At 70.1% G+C, this 15073-nt stretch carries 10 protein-coding genes; 4 read left to right on the forward strand and 6 right to left on the reverse strand.

The features are described from left to right. Positions 1–3 precede the first annotated feature (3 nt). Positions 4–1302, reverse strand: a complete 1299-nt coding sequence (locus ND747_RS21950) for a helix-turn-helix transcriptional regulator (protein ID WP_251735951.1) — start codon at positions 1300–1302, stop codon at positions 4–6. Positions 1303–1949: 647 nt separating this feature from the next. Between ND747_RS21950 and ND747_RS21955 the strand changes: the two genes are divergently transcribed. From ND747_RS21955 to ND747_RS21970, 4 genes are all read left to right on the forward strand, one after another. Further along, positions 1950–3473 carry a catalase gene (locus ND747_RS21955; RefSeq protein WP_251735953.1) on the forward strand — a complete coding sequence of 508 codons (1524 nt, stop codon included), beginning with the start codon at positions 1950–1952 and terminating at the stop codon, positions 3471–3473. 841 nt (positions 3474–4314) lie between these two features. Beyond that, complete coding sequence (locus ND747_RS21960) at positions 4315–5538, forward strand: ABC transporter substrate-binding protein (RefSeq protein WP_251735954.1); 1224 nt, start codon at positions 4315–4317, stop codon at positions 5536–5538. A 371-nt stretch (positions 5539–5909) separates the two neighbouring features. Beyond that, on the forward strand, positions 5910–6752 hold the full coding sequence (locus ND747_RS21965; RefSeq protein WP_251735984.1) for a mycofactocin-coupled SDR family oxidoreductase: 843 nt from the start codon (positions 5910–5912) through the stop codon (positions 6750–6752). Between the two features lie 50 nt (positions 6753–6802). Then, positions 6803–8320, forward strand: coding sequence for a class I adenylate-forming enzyme family protein (locus ND747_RS21970; protein ID WP_374216294.1), 1518 nt, complete (start codon positions 6803–6805; stop codon positions 8318–8320). An 86-nt stretch (positions 8321–8406) separates the two neighbouring features. Here ND747_RS21970 and ND747_RS21975 read toward each other — a convergent pair whose 3' ends face one another. From ND747_RS21975 to ND747_RS21995, 5 genes are all read right to left on the reverse strand, one after another. Next, complete coding sequence (locus tag ND747_RS21975) at positions 8407–8829, reverse strand: molybdopterin-binding protein (RefSeq protein WP_251735956.1); 423 nt, start codon at positions 8827–8829, stop codon at positions 8407–8409. A 286-nt stretch (positions 8830–9115) separates the two neighbouring features. Further along, positions 9116–10534, reverse strand: a complete 1419-nt coding sequence (locus ND747_RS21980) for an FAD-dependent oxidoreductase (RefSeq protein ID WP_308204670.1) — start codon at positions 10532–10534, stop codon at positions 9116–9118. 403 nt (positions 10535–10937) lie between these two features. Further along, positions 10938–11912, reverse strand: coding sequence for a ParA family protein (locus tag ND747_RS21985; protein WP_251735958.1), 975 nt, complete (start codon positions 11910–11912; stop codon positions 10938–10940). Positions 11913–12523: 611 nt separating this feature from the next. Further along, positions 12524–13510 (reverse strand): prephenate dehydratase, encoded by a 987-nt coding sequence (pheA, locus tag ND747_RS21990; protein ID WP_251735960.1) that lies wholly within the window; start codon positions 13508–13510, stop codon positions 12524–12526. Positions 13511–13616: 106 nt separating this feature from the next. Continuing rightward, positions 13617–15071, reverse strand: a complete 1455-nt coding sequence (locus ND747_RS21995) for a dihydrolipoamide acetyltransferase family protein (RefSeq protein WP_251735962.1) — start codon at positions 15069–15071, stop codon at positions 13617–13619. Between the last annotated feature and the right edge of the window lie 2 nt (positions 15072–15073).

A 15073-nucleotide genomic window follows, 5' to 3' on the forward strand; every position in this document is an offset into this window, starting at 1 on the left:
CTCCTATGCCGGTGTGATCAGGGAAAGGGCGGTGCCGAGCTCCGGAGCGAGCTCCCGGACTGCCTGGTGGCGGGAATGACGGTTCAGGGTGGCGGCGAGCTGGCGCAGGTCGGCGGCGATCGTCGCAGAGCGCACCGTCGCCGCCGCACCCAGCAGGTCGGCGGCCAGTGCGCAGGCATGGTCGATGTCGCCAGCGTTCGCGTGGGCGCGGGCCTGGCGGATGCCGTAGCGGGCCCGAGTCCGCAGGGCATGCGCAGGGACCTGGGCGAGTTCTCTGTCGAGAACCTCGGTGGCCTGACCGGGACGACCCAGGTCGTGCAGGCACCAACCAGTGACCATCTGAGCCGGGTCGGACAGGTGAATCGTGCCGATGGTCGGTTCATCGTTCGATGACGCCTGGTGGAGCAGGCCGCGGGCGCGATCCAGACAGGTCATGCTCGCTCGGTGGTCGCCGAGGATCGCGTGCCCCTGGGCCTCCCGCTGGGCGGCAAGGCCGCGAATCCGTGGCGGCAGCGCCGGTCCCTGCGCCCGTTGTGCGAGCGCGACGGTCTGTTCGCCGTCATCGCGGTACAGGGTGACCAGCGCCCGCCGGACCATCGCATAGGCGGCGAGGTCCTCGTCGCCGCCAGCTCGGGCAAGCTCCACTGCCCGCTGTGTCCACCACAGCGCACCCTGCTCGTCGCCGTTCTCCTGCACCAGCCAGCCGATGTACTCCGCGTACCGGGAGCCGAGTCGAAAAAGATCCTCTCGAATCCCCGGGCGTGCACTCCTGGCAACCTCACGCACCGTATGGGTCTGAGCTATCAGGGATGGGAGGAGGAAAGCCGGGCTCATGACCTGACCGAGGCGGCGATACTCGTCGAACAACTGCCGGAAGGCAGCCAGAATCCCGGCCCCATCTGCCCCCGTGGGTGTCGGGGAGGGTAGGGAAAAGTGCCCCCCGACACCAGCTGCGGAAGTCAGGCCCGCCAGCATTGCCTGCCGGCGCCCGATCGGTGCGAACCAGCCTGCGTTGCTCCCGTCCAACTGCATGAGCCATACCTCCTCGTCGGCCATCGAGCGGTCGCTGTCGGCCTGCCGTCTTTCGGTGGTCTCGATCTCGTCGGGGATTTCTGGCCGGAAGGCGGGAAGTAAGGAAATGAGCTCTCCGTCGGCAGCGAGGGCTGCGTCGCAGAGCCGTGCCAGCTCGCGGCTCGGCTCCTTGAGGCCGCGCTCGACCTTGCTGAGCTGGGCTTTACTGTAAAAAATCTGGGCAGCAAGCTGTCCGAGGGAGATGCCGGCAGTCAGTCGCTTCCTTCGCATCTCCGTTCCGAAATCTGCCTGATGTGAGTCCGTGCGCATCCGAGCCCCCACAGGTCCGCAATGTATGTCCGTCCCCTGGATTATCCGGTGGTCGGACCCTCGATGCGTCGAGTTTGCCAGGCGAACGAGCGATACAGGACGTAAAGCAGGCGTTTCCCGTTTCCAAGTACCGGATGCCAGGCGGACGCACCGGATTCTGCCTGGCGCTGGGGCTGACCCGCCAGGGACGTCCGCAACATGGCCGGGATTTCCAGCACGTTCGGCCGGTCCTCATGGCCGAGGGCGGAGATCGCAGGAGCGCTGCGGTGTGATTGACGGACGTGCGCCAGCTCGGGTTCACACCCAGGACAGCGATGGATCGGAGTTGGGGGTGTGTGCGGCTGGAGGGCGGGTAGGCGAAGGGTGCGGCACGATCCGTGGCTCCACTCCGGTCTCGCCTGCATCGATGCAGGTCACGGGCGGTGCGGTCCAGCGGTGGTGCGGCTCGGAGGCCCAGCAGCCGACGACGAGTGCCTGGTGGTGTCCGGTTCCGCGGAACCGGGTGGCGCCGGGGCCGGCGAGCGGCGGATGGCTGGGGCGGGAGCGGCGGGTCGGGTTGCACAGGCCGACCTGGGAAGTGTGGATGACAGCAGGATGAGGAGTGCACGGTGACCATCAGGGAGCGTCGTCCGACGACCACCGACGCGGGGATTCCCGTCGCCAGCGACGAGCACTCGCTGAGCATCGGGCCGGACGGTCCGCTGTTGCTGCAGGATCATTATCTGATCGAGCAGATGGCGAACTTCAACCGGGAGCGGATTCCGGAGCGCCAGCCGCACGCCAAGGGCGGCGGGGCGTTCGGCACCTTCGAGGTGACCCAGGACGTCAGCGCGTTCACCCGGGCGGCGGTGTTCCAGCCCGGGGCGAAGACGGACGTGCTGATCCGGTTCTCCACCGTGGCGGGGGAGCGGGGCAGCCCTGACACCTGGCGTGACCCGCGCGGCTTCGCGGTGAAGTTCTACACGTCCGAGGGAAACCTGGACATCGTTGGCAACAACACGCCGGTGTTCTTCATCAAGGACCCGATGAAGTTCCAGCACTTCATCCGGTCGCAGAAGCGCCGCAGCGACAACAACCTGCGTGACCACGACATGCAGTGGGACTTCTGGACCCTTTCGCCGGAGTCCGCCCACCAGGTCACCTGGCTGATGGGCGACCGCGGCATCCCGCGGACCTGGCGGCACATGAACGGCTACTCCAGCCACACCTACATGTGGATCAATGCCGCCGGCGAGCGGTTCTGGGTGAAGTACCACTTCAAGACCGATCAGGGCGTCGAGTGCTTCACCCAGGACGAGGCCGACCAGATGGCCTCGATCGACACCGACTACCACCAGCGTGACCTCTACGAGCACATCCGGGACGGCGAGTTCCCGACCTGGACGCTCAAGATGCAGATCATGCCGTTCGAGGACGCGAAGACCTACCGGATCAACCCGTTCGACCTGACGAAGGTCTGGCCGCACAGCGACTATCCGCTGCGCGAGGTCGGCCGGCTCACGCTGAACCGCAACGTCACCGACTACCACACCGAGATGGAGCAGGCCGCGTTCGAGCCGAACAACATCGTCGCCGGCACCGGGCTGTCGCCGGACAAGATGCTGCTCGCCCGCGGCTTCAGCTATTCCGACGCCCACCGGCACCGCCTCGGCGTGAACTACAAGCAGATTCCGGTGAACGCGGCGAAGGTACCCGTCCACAGCTATTCCAAGGACGGCGCGATGCGGGTGCACAACGTCTCCGACCCGGTGTACGCGCCGAACTCCTACGGGGGCCCGGCCGCCCGGCCGGACCTCACCGACGACGGCGGGCTGTGGTACGCCGACGGCGAGATGGTCCGCGCCGCCTACACCCAGCGCCCGGATGACGACGACTGGTCGCAGGCCGGCACGCTGGTGCGGGAGGTCCTCGACGACGCGGCCCGTACCCGGCTGGTCGACAACATCGTCGGTCACCTGCTCAACGGGGTGAGCGAGCCGATTCTGCGGCGAGCCTTCGAGTACTGGCGCAACGTCGACAAGGACCTCGGCGACCATGTCGAGGAAGGTGTCCTCGCCAAGCGGTCCGAGCTTGACCCGAAGGCGGCCAAGCAGGCCAACCCGGCCCGCTCCAGCGCCCAGGCCAAGGCCTGACCGCCTGAGCGGTCCCGGGACGGCGCAGGTCGGCGCCATCACCGGGGCTCCGTTCGGTCGTGCGAGCAACGCCCCCCGTGCCCGCAGGGTTATCACTCTGCGTGCAAGGGGGGCTTCGTGCTGTCCAGGTGTGGACGGTTGTGGTGAACGGGATCCACGCAACGGCGGGCAGCTTGCGAACTTCACTTGCGAACAGCGTTAAGTTAGGCGATAGTCTGGCACATCAGATGGAGGCGGGCGTCACACCAGGCGCCCCACGCCAACGGGGGCGTGCGTGCGTGATCGGCAGGCCCGTACCCCGCTCCCGGACCCGGGCGTGGCGATCGGCGGAACCGCTTTCCGCGGCGGCGGCTGCTGCGGCTCGCGTGCGATACGTGGAGAGGGGTGCATGCGTATGACCTGGGGCGACTCCGGATAGTCCACACCTTCGCGCGACCGGAGCAGGTCGAGGCGCCGTTCCCGCGGCGGCTCGCCGGCCGCTGACTCGGGGTTCCTCCGCCCGGCCACCACCCGGTCGGGCCGTCCTGAGCGGTGCGTCGGCGTTGGGGCATTCCCGCGCTGTCCGGCGCGGGTACTGACGCCTGGACGTCACTCGTCATCACCCGATTTGGGCCTGTGCGGTTACCGGCCCCCAGGCGAGCTGCCTGGAACCCGCGGTCGAACACGGCCCACCATGGCTACTCTAAGTAATTTTCAATCGCATTTTGTAGTTCTGCCCTGGGTGCGCACCGTGAGGCGCAGCCGGGGACGACACCACGGAGGTACACCAGATATGCAGCGGGAAACATCCGGGCCGAGCCGGTGGCGTAGCCGCTCGGTCCGTGTCACGAGCCTTGCGGCGGTGTCGACGCTCAGCGCGCTCGTGCTGCTGGCCGCCGGCTGTAGCAGCAGCGGTAGCGATGACACGAGCAGTGCGTCGGGCTCGAGTACGGCGCCGGCGGTCAGTGCCGCGTCGCTGTTAGGCCCGGCCGACCAGGCCACCGGTGCTCCGGTCAAGATCGGCCTGGTCTCGGACGGCAAGGGGCCGGCCTCGGACACGTCGATCGAGCTGTCCGTCGCCGATGCCACGACGAAGTACCTCAACGAGCACAAGGGCGGCGTCGCCGGCCGGCCGATCCAGCTCGTCAAGTGCGAGACGCAGAACGACCCGGCCAAGGGCACCGACTGTGGCAACCGGATGGTCGAGGAGAAGGTGGCGGCCGTCGTCGTCGGCCAGTCGGCGGTCGCCGACGCGGTCTGGCAGCCGGTGCACGCGGCGAAGGTCCCCTTCTTCGTCTACGCGGCGAACACCGCGGCGCTGCTGACGGAGTCGACCTCGACGTTCTCGCTCGGCGACCCGACCGCGCAGGTGCGTGCGGCCGTGGATCTGGCCAAGTCGAACGGTCTGAAGAAGGTCACGGCGATCGTCGTCGACGTACCGCCGGCGCTCGGGTCGTTCAAGGCCGACGGGCCGAAGATCGCCAGCGAGGCCGGGGTCCAGCTCACCCTGCTGCCCGTCCCGCTGGGCACCGCGGACATGACTCCGCAGCTGCAGAAGCTCTCCGGTGGTGACTCCGCCGCGTTCGTCCTGGGCAGCGAGGGGTTCTGCATCGCGGCGTTCAACGGGCTGCGCACGGTCGGTTTCACCGGCCCGATCGGCGCCATCGGCATCTGCGCCTCCGACGCGACCCGCAAGGCGGTCACCGGTGGTCTCAAGGGCATGTCCATCGTCGGCACCGTGCCGATCGGGGCGGACAACCCCTCGACCCGGCTCTACGATGCGGTCCGCACCACGTACGGCAAGTCGATCGACCCGACGTCGGTGACCGGCCTGAGCATGTTCATGACCCTCTCCGGCTTCCAGACGGCGGTCGCGGGCCTCAAGGGCGACGTCACCCCCGCCACGGTCACCTCCGCGATCAAAAGCATGCCGGAGTCGGAGCTGCCCGGTAGCGGCGGCCAGAAGTTCCAGTGCAGCGGCAAGATCCTGCCGAACTACCCGGCGGTCTGTCTGCGCGGCGCCCTGACCACCAAGCTTGACGCCAAGGGCAACCCGACGACCTACCAGGTGCTCGGCTCCTCCTGACCGTGGATCGCTGATCACGGGTGCCGGCGGCCGGCGTCACCGGCCGTGGGGGCGGAATGTCAGGGAACGACATCCCCGACATTCCGCCCCGTGCGCGTGGGGACGTCGGGAACGTTTGGAAAAGTTGCCCACAAAAATGTGATCTGAAATTATCCTCGCGAACCTCCTGTATGTGGTTGACAGTGGTTGACGTAGCACTCTGGGCGGGATAGCAGGGCGAGGCGTACCGACCAGTCGCGCAGCGTGTCCGCCCTTCGCCCTCGCGGGCCCCGGCCGGGGCTGTGCGGCGGCCCTGTCGAGACGACGTGCAGGGAAACCTGTCCGGGCACTGGCTGTGGCCAAGGGCCGTATGGCAAGGAAGGCGCGTGCACATGTCGAGGGATGGCCGGCTGGCAGGAAAGGTCGCTTACATCACGGGGGCCGCTCGCGGCCAGGGTCGATCGCACGCGGTCGCGCTGGCCCGGGCAGGGGCGGACATCGTGGCGATCGACATCGCCGCGCAGATCGATTCCATCAAGTACAAGCTGGCGAGCAAGGCCGATCTGGACGAGACGGTCGCGCTGGTGGAGGCCGAAGGCGGGCGCTGCCTGCCGATCATCGCCGACGTGCGTGACATCGACGCCCTGGACCGCGCCGCCAAGCAGACGATCGCGGAGTTCGGCCGGCTCGACATCGTGCTGGCCAACGCCGGCGTCATGCACATCTCCACGGCCGCCGAGTCGCTCGAGACCTCCGCGCGCAACTGGGCCGACGCGGTCGGCGTGATGCTGACCGGGGTGTTCAACACCATCCGGGTCACCGCCCAGCCGATGATCGACGCGGGCAACGGCGGGTCGATCGTCGTCACCAGCTCCACCGCCGGCCTGTCCGGCATGCTCGACGGCACCGGCGGCATCGCCGGCTACAACGCCGCCAAGCACGGCGTCGTCGGCCTGGTCCGCGGCTACGCGAAGTACCTGGGCAAGCACAACATCCGGGTCAACTCGGTGCACCCCATGGGCGTGGCGACGCCCATGGTCATCAATCCCGAGTTCGAGGAGTTCTACAACAGCGGCGAGAACGCCACGGTCGTGTCGATCTCCCCCCGGCTGCTGCCGATCAACATCCTGCAGTCGCAGGACGTGACCAACGCGATCCTCTGGCTCGTCTCCGACGAGGCCCGCGCCGTCACGGGGATCACCCTGCCGGTCGACGCCGGCGTCACCACCCCCTGAGCCGTCGTCCCACAGACCTGGTCAGCCGAACTCATGGGGAGGACGTGACGGTGACTGTCGATGCAACAGACGCGTCAGAGTCAGGCGGCGCACCAACAGGCGCACCAGCAGACGCGCCGGTATCGCTGCCGGCTCGGCTGCGGCTGCTCGCGGCCGAACGGCCGGACGACATCGGACTGCGGTACATCGCCCTGGACGGTGACGAGCCCGCGTTCAGCTACACCTGGCTGGACCAGCGCTCGTCCCAGCTTGCCGCCGCGCTCGCCGAGCGGGGTGTGGTCCTGGGCGATGTGGTCGCCCTCGGTCTGCGCAACTCGCCGCAGCTGGTGCTCGCGGCGCTGGCGACCTGGAAGCTTGGCGCCACTCCGGTGCCGGTGCGCTGGGACGTGCCCGAGTGGGAACTCGAGCGGGTCAAGAGCGCGGTCAACGGGCGGGTGTTCCTCGGCGCGGCCGACCTTGACTGGATCGCCAGCACCGAGAACGACCCGGTACCGGACCTGCCCGACCGGGTCTCCCCGCGGATCCAGGGCATCTGCAGCAGCGGTTCGACCGGCAACCCGAAGATCATCGTCATGGAGCGCCCCGCGCTGTACCTGGAGCGGGCGACCACGCCGTTCATCGCGGCCTGGGGCGTCGACGTGCCACGGCCGGAGACGATCCTCGTGCCGGCGCCGATGTACCACGCCAACGGCTTCGCGACCCTGCAGCACCTGTTCGCCGGCGACCAGCTGGTGGTGCTGGAGAAGTTCGAGGCCGCCCGGGTCGTCGACGCCGTCGAGCGCTATCGCATCTCGACGTTCACCGCGACGCCGACCATGCTGCAGCGGATCGCCGCCCTGCCCGACATCGACGACCGCGACCTGTCCAGCATCCAGTGGATCCTCCAGGGTGCGGCGCTCATGCCGCGCACGCTCATGCACCGCTGGATCGGGCTGATCGGGCCCGAGAAGATCGTCTCGATCTACGGGATGACGGAGGCGCTCGGTCTCACGGCGCTGCGCGGCGACGAGTGGCTCGAGCATCAGGGCAGCGTCGGGCGTGGCCTCGGCGACACCGAGATGTGCGTACTGGGGCCGGCCGGCGAGGTGCTGCCGCTCGGCGAGATCGGCGACATCTACCTGCGCAGCAACTCGTCCCCCGCCTACACCTATGTCGGCGACGCGCCGCGCCTGCCCAGCACCCCGGACGGCTTCGCCACCGCCGGCGACCTCGGCTACCTCGACGCCGACGGCTATCTCTACCTGGTCGACCGCCGGGTCGACATGATCGTGACCGGTGGGGCGAACGTGTTCCCCGCCGAGGTGGAAGCCGCGATCATCGATCATCCCGGCGTCTCGGACGTGGTGGTCGTGGGCCTGCAGGACGAAAGCTGGGGTCGGCGCGTCCACGCGATCATCGCGCCGGCCGATCCGGCCGCCCCGCCGAGCGCCGAGGAGATCCGCGCCTTCACCCGATCCCGCCTCGCCGCCTACAAGATCCCGAAGACGGTCGAGGTCGTCGACGCGATCCCCCGCAGCGAGGCGACCAAGGTCAACCGCGGCGCCCTCGTGAAGGCCCGCGGTGGCTGATCCCGGCTGGCGGCGGCCGAGCTGTTCCGCCCACCGGCGGGCGGAAACCCGGTGGGCGGAGGGCAGCTCGGCCGCGCTGCCCGGCCTCAGACGGTGCTCAGGGCGACCTCGGTGGACTTGACCAGCGCGGTCACCGGGGAACCGGTGGCGAGCTGCAGGTCGAGCACCGAGGCGAGCGTGATCGCGGAGGTGAGCTCGCCGCCGCCCTCAAGGGTGACCCGCGCGACCGACATGGCGTTGCCCGACTCGACGCTGGACACCGTGCCCCGCAGCTGGTTGCGGATACTCAGGCCCGACACGTCCCCGGTGGCCAGGGCCACCTCGTTGGACTTCACCAGCACCTCGACCGGGATGCCGGGCTTGAGCCCGAGATCCTGCACGGCCGCGCCCGTCACCGCCGCGGTGACGCTCTGCCCGCCGTCGAGCGTGACGGTCACCGTGCTGATCACCGCACCCTCGGTGATCTCGGCGACGGTGCCGGGCAGCTGGTTGCGGATGCTCAGACTCATGGTGACGCTCCATTCCCTGGTTTTCGGTGGGGCCTGGAGATGTCATACCCCGAACGCGCGTCGACTTCACGGGGTCGAACCATGAATGAGGCATGGCCGACAATGTACGCCGACCATCCCTGTGTCGTCATTACGGAATTCAACCGGCCGTTCTTCCGTAATTCGAGGCGATTAAACCGTCGTTACTCCCGCGGTCGCGGAAGCGTGCACGTCGGCTTGGCGTAAGGTGACCGGCGACCTGCGTCCCGTCCCCTGACGGTGCCAGCCGGACGAACCGGCACCACCGTTACCGGGGAGTCACGGACTGGCGTTCGAGGGCGATGTCGAGAAGTTCGTCGGTGAGGACGAGTTTCACCCGCGGTCGGCCGCTGACGGCGCCCGCGGCCCGCTCGGCGGCGTCGATGAGCGCCCAGCCGTCCGCGGTGACCAGATGCGGCTGGCGTTCGAGCAGCCAGCTGACGATCTCGACGTCGTGGTCGAAGGCGACCCCCCGGTCGTGGCGGCGCAGCGAGCCGTCGGCGAGATCGGCGAGCAGCCGGGTCACCGTCTCGGCGGCGCACTTGCGGTTCGTGCCGATGATGCCGGTGGGCCCGCGCTTGATCCAGCCGGCGACGTACTCCCGTTCGGTGCCCTGGACGCGCCCCTGGTCGTTGGGAATGACCCCGCGCCGCTCGTCGAAGGGCAGCCCGCCGAACGCGACCCCCCGATACCCGACGGCGCGCAGCACCAGGCTGGCCGGCACGGTCTCCCGCTCGCCGGTGTCGACGGCGCTGACCCAGCCGTCCGCGTCGACCTTCAGCTCGTTGCGGGCGAACACCACCTCCTCGACCCGGCCGTCCCCGCGGATCTCCAGCGGCGTGCGCTGGAACCGCAGCGTCACATGCCGGGCGCCGGGGGGCACGGGGGTGGCGGCGTAGCCGCGCAGCACCGCCAGGTTGCGCTTCGCCGAGCGGGACAGCGCGTCCTCACCGGGCTGCTGCGCCACCTCGGCGGGGTCGACGTCCACCCCGGATTCGGTGAACTCGGGCAGCTCCCGCAGCTCGGGCGTGGTGAACGCGGCCTGCGCCGCGCCGCGGCGACCGACCACCATGACCTCGGTGATGGTGCTTTCCCGCAGCGCCGTCAGCGCATGATCGGCGATGTCGGTGCGGGCCAGCCGCTCGTACGGCGAGCACAGCAGGCGGGCCACGTCGAGCGCCACGTTGCCCGCGCCGATCACGACCGCCCGCTCGCCGGTCAGATCGAACGTGTACCCCGCGTACTCGGGATGGCCGTTGTACCAGCCGACGAAGTCAACCGCCGACACGCTGCCCGGCAGGTCCTCACCCGGGATCCCCAGCCGCCGGTCGGTCTGCGTGCCGACCGCGTAGAGGACGGCGTCGTAGCGCGCGGTGAGCTCCTCGCGGGTGACGTCCCGTCCGATGTGCACGTTGCCGAAGAACCGGAAGTTCTCGTGGGCGGCGATCTGCTCGTACACGCCCGACACTGTCTTGATCTTCGGATGGTCCGGCGCCACTCCCGAGCGCACCAGCCCCCACGGCGTCGCCAGCCGCTCGTACATGTCCACCCGCACCGGCACGGCGGTCTGCTCCAACAGCGAGCTCGCCGCATAGAACCCGGACGGCCCTGACCCGACGACCGCGACGATCAGCGGCTCCACCTGGGTCCGGGCCGTGACTGGCTGGGACGTGACTGGCTGGGACACGGTTCCTCCCGTTCTCCCGGCATCGGGTGCCTGCGCGGACCCGCGTACGCAGCCGGCCGGGCTCGGGCGCCCGAACCGGCACATGCCGTCGGCCGCCGGGGTTCTGTGACATCACTCTTTTCGGACATCACCCGTCTCATACCCGCAACACCCAACACGGCGCATGAGTGGGGAATTCCGGTCCGATCCGCCGGAGTGCGCTCGACGCTTCTTGCACGGAACGCGTGGGAACTCCTCGGCCGGCGGTCGATGCGCCCGAACAGGATGACCGTCCGAACGTTCTGTCTCAACGTAGAGAATCCGACTACGTGACGCAAGAACAGCGCCCGTCACCAGGTCGCCCGTCCGCCCAACAGACGCCTGGTCGGTACGTACGGTCAGAACGGTCAGTCAGAACGTGCGGTCAGATGTCGCCGCGCCAGCCGCGCAGGCCCTCGGAGCCGAGGCCGGAGGCGCCGAGCCGGCGCAGGAACTCCTCCACGAGGTCGACGAGCTCCCGAGCGACCTCGTAGGGCGTCTCCATGGACAGCACCGCGGGCAGCTGTGCGTCGGCGCTGCCGGCGAACGCCCGGTTGCTCGCCCGCAGCATGGCGGTGAACACCGGCACACCGAGCTCGTCGATCTGGTCGATGTGCCGGCGCAGGAAGCTGGTGGGCCGCCCCCGGTAGTACTGCACCATGACGAGCACGACGCCGAGCACCCGCGGGTCGAGCTTCTTGACCGCCGGATGCAGCCCGGACTGCAGCTCGGCGACCCGGTTGTACTCCCAGACGAACCGGCCGAGCTTGCCCAGCAGATGCTCGATGCCGAGCGTGGAGAGCAGGTCGGGACGCGCCGGGACGAGCACATGGTCACACGCCGCGATCGCCGCCCGGGTGACCACCCCGAAATGCGGCGGACAGTCGATCATGACCAGGTCGTAGGCGTCGGCATCCAGCGACTCCAGCCCGTGGGCCAGTCGCTGGTAGACGTCGAAGTAGTGCCGGGTCGACCGGTGCGCCTGCGCGCCGCCGAGCCGGGCGGTCAGATCCATCTCGACGTCGCCGAGCGCCAGATGTGACGCGATCAGGTCCAGCTTCCCGCCGCCCGCGCTGATCGCCTCGGCCGCCTCGAGGGGAGTCGTGACGTAGCCCGCCAACGGCGGCGGAGAGGTCTGCGGACGCCACGTCTCGAACCACGCCTTCACCGTGCGCCGCTGATCGGCCAGCTCCGTGCGCCACACCTGCGGCCGGTAGAACGAGAAGGTCAGGTTCGCCTGCGGGTCCAGGTCCACCATCAACACCCGTTTGCCCAGGCGGGCGATCGCCGTGCCGATATTGGCCGTGAGCGTGGTCTTGCCAACCCCGCCCTTGTAGCTGGCGACCGCCACCACCTTCACGGCATCCTCACTTCACGTCGTCAGCACGTCAGCTCGTCAGCACGTCAGCTCGTCAGCGGCCAAACGGTCGTCCCATCCGTGCACGGCTCACATGCAGACTACGGCGATGCCCTGATCCGCCCGTTCTGTCGCCCTGTCATCCACGCACGCCCCACCCCCACCGCACCCGCCCCGGTACCCCCACCACACCCCCGGGGCCGTCCCAGGGCCGACCCCGTTCCGCTCCGCGAGGTCGCCGCGGCACGTCCACGTCCGGGTGGCGCCGCCTTCCCGCCTGGGTCGGCTTGCGCGGTCGAGTCACGGGAGCCTGCCGTCTGGAGGGGCGGCGGCATACACCCGGATGACCACAGCGCCGAGGAGTTCGACGCCACCGCCGATCCTGCCGAGACCTGTTCGGGAGATCAGGGCTCGGTGCTGCTCGAACAAGCCTCGGCAGGTCTGGGCCGTGTGGGTTTCCGGTGGAGGGGTCGCATCGGCCGGGGATCCGGTCCACGGCGGACGGCCGGAGGTCCTCCCCGTTCGGGTGGACGAAGGTGCCCCTGACCGGGTGGGCAGGGACGTGGGGGCCAGCCGGGTGGCCCGAACGGGCGGTGCCAGCGCGTCGGGTGGGGTCAGGCGGCTTCGCGGGGGGTGGCGGCTTCGCGGCCGTCCAGGCAGCGGGCGAGCCAGTCGGCGGAGCGGGTGTAGGCGGGGTCGTCGTCCTGGTCGGGGCCGGTCCCGGGGGTGGTCAGGGTGCGGTGCCGAGGGCGGGGGAGGGAGCCCCCGGCCCGGGGATAGGAGCCCAGGAAGCGGACCTTCGGGCACAGGCGGTGCAGGCCCATCAGGGCCTCGGCGACGCGACGGTCGCTGGCGTGGCCCTCGGCGTCGATGGAGAAGCAGTACTGGCCGAGGCCCTCGCCGGTGGGGCGGGACTCGATGCGCAGCAGGTTCACCCCCCGAACGGCCCATTCCAGCAGCAGTTCCAGCAGCGCCCCGGGGTGGTTGTGGGCGAGCCAGACGACGGCGGAGGTCTTGTCCGCCCGGGTGGGGTCACCGAGGCGGCCGGGCCGCCCCACCAGCACGAAGCGGGTGGTGGCGCCGGCGACGTCGTTGATGTCGGTGACCAGCGCTTCGAGGCCGTAGCGGCGGGCGGCGAACTCGCCGGCGAAGGCACAGTCGAACCGACCGTCGCGGACCAGCCGCGCACCCTCGGCATTGGACGAGGCCGACTCCCACTCGGCGTACGGCAGGTAGGTGGCCAGCCACCGTCGTACCTGGGCCTGGGCGACGGGATGCCCGGTGACGGACTTGACGTCGTCGAGCTGGGTGCCGGGGCGGACCAGCAGCGCGAAGCTGATCGGCAGCACCACCTCGCGGTCGATCATCAGCGGCTGACCGGTGGCGAGTTCGTCGAGCGTGGTGGTGACGGCGCCCTCGACGGAGTTCTCGATCGGGACCAGGGCGCCGGTGGCGTCACCGCAGCGCACCGCGTCCAGGGCGGCGGTGACCGACACGGCGGGGATGAGCTCGGCGTTCGCCGCCTCGGGCAGCGTCCGCAGAGCGATCTCGCTGAACGTCCCCTCGGGGCCGAGATAGGTGTAGCGGGCCCGCACGGGCACGGCAGACCTCCTTGTGGAACGGGCGACGCCCGCGGGCGTCACGGGCAGGAGGCGAGTCATGGACGGGAGGCGAGGTCCGGCGGTGGCGGTCATCGGGGGACGCGGCTCACAGGTGCCGCAGCAGCGCGGTCGGGTCCTCGGTGGCGTCGGCGACGAAGCGCAGGAACGCCCCGGCGGTCGCCCCGTCGCAGACCCGGTGGTCGAAGGTGAACGACAGCTGCACGACCTTGCGCACGGCAAGCGCGCCGCCGACGACCCAGGGGCGCTCGACGATGCGTCCGACGCCGAGCATGGACGTCTGCGGATGCGCGATGATCGGCGTGGCGCCGTCGACGCCGAAGACGCCGTAGTTGTTCAGGGTGAACGTGCCGCCGGTGAGTTCGGCGGGGGTGAGACGTCCGGCGCGGGCCGCCGCGGTCAGCCGGGTGATCTCGGTGGCGAGCTCGGCGGTGGTGCGCCGGTGGGCGTCGTGGACGACCGGAACCGCAAGCCCGCGCGGTGTCTGGGCGGCGAAGCCGAGGTGGATGCCGTCGTGGTGGCGGATCCCGGTCGCCTGGCCACCGTCGTCGGTGACCAGGGACGAGTTCAGTTCCGGTGCGCGCAGCAGGGCCGCGACACACACCCGGGCGAAGATCGCCAGCAGGCCGATGCGTGGTTCGGCGCCGCCGGCGTTGAGGGTGTCCTTCGCCGCGAACAGCGCCGTCGCGTCGGCGTCCACCCAGCAGGTCGCGTCAGGCACCTCCCGGCGACTGCGGGTGTACACCTGCGCGGCCCGCCGCCGCAGCACGTCGAACGGCTCGATCCGATCTGGTCCGGTCGGGCCAGGCACCACCGTGGACGGGAACGCCGCGTCGGACACGGTCGGGGTGACGGACACAGCCGGGGTGACGGACACGGCCGGCGAGTCGGGTGCGGGCCGCGGGCGTGGTGCGGCGATGGCCGCCTCGACGTCGCGGCGCATGATCAGCCCGCTGGGCCCGCTGCCGGGCAGCGTCCGCAGGTCGACGTCATGGTCACGGGCCAGCCGGCGCACCAACGGTGAGACGACCGCGACCGAACCCGTGCCGCCCGCGCTCGGCCCGGTGCTGCCCGGCCCGGTGGTGCTGGCCGGGATGGGGGATGGGTCGTGGGGGCGGGTGCTGAGCCTGGCCTCGGGACGGGGGATCGGAATGACCGTGCTGCCGCTGCCGCTGCCGTACGTGGTCGTGGGGGCGCCCGGACGTCGGCGACGGGGTCGGCGGCGGTCGGGTTCGGTGCTCACGCCGTAGCCGACCAGGATGTTGCCCGGCCCGTCCGGGGTGTTCGGGACGTCCGGGACGGACGCGGTGACGGTGATCAGGGGAGCGCCGACCAGGACGCTGCTGCCCGCCGGGCCCGCCAGCGATGTGACGACCCCGGCGTACGGGCAGGGGACCTCGACGACGGCCTTGGCGGTCTCGACCTCGGCGACGGGCTGGTCGACGGTGATGACGTCCCCGACCTGGACGAACCAGCGGACCACCTCGGCGGACACCAGGCCCTCGCCGAGATCGGGCAGGGGAAACTCACGAACCGCGGGCACGG

Source organism: Frankia sp. R82, from assembly GCF_023716925.1.
Classification (GTDB): Bacteria; Actinomycetota; Actinomycetes; order Frankiales; family Frankiaceae; genus Frankia.

What these genes read in the sequence shown, in the direction of transcription:
- ND747_RS21950 (WP_251735951.1), bottom strand. Translation starts at nt 1,302, where the DNA reads ATGCGAAGGAAGCGACTGACTGCCGGCATCTCCCTCGGACAGCTTGCT.
- ND747_RS21965 (WP_251735984.1), top strand. Translation starts at nt 5,910, where the DNA reads ATGTCGAGGGATGGCCGGCTGGCAGGAAAGGTCGCTTACATCACGGGG.
- ND747_RS21975 (WP_251735956.1), bottom strand. Translation starts at nt 8,829, where the DNA reads ATGAGTCTGAGCATCCGCAACCAGCTGCCCGGCACCGTCGCCGAGATC.